Below are 218 nucleotides of genomic sequence, written 5' to 3' on the forward strand. Positions count from 1 at the left end.
ACACAAGAGAAAATTAAGAAACTTAAGAAAAAGTTGAAACAAGAACGGACAAAACTGACAAACCTTCGTAAAATCAAACAAAGTTGTGTGAAAGGAAAGCTGACGTTTCCAAAAAACACTCACTTCGCGAAGCACAACACTCTCATCTCCTTATCTCGTAAAAAAGACACATTGATTTGGCTGAATGAATATCTGTTTGAGCACCAATACTTGGATGT

The 218-nt window shown here is 35.8% G+C and carries 1 pseudogene; it reads left to right on the forward strand.

The features are described from left to right. Positions 1 to 218 (forward strand): annotated as a pseudogene (locus JDS96_RS31815) (hypothetical protein); the annotation flags it as partial.

Source organism: Bacillus cereus group sp. N21, from assembly GCF_016483395.1.
Classification (GTDB): domain Bacteria; phylum Bacillota; class Bacilli; order Bacillales; family Bacillaceae_G; genus Bacillus_A; species Bacillus_A pseudomycoides.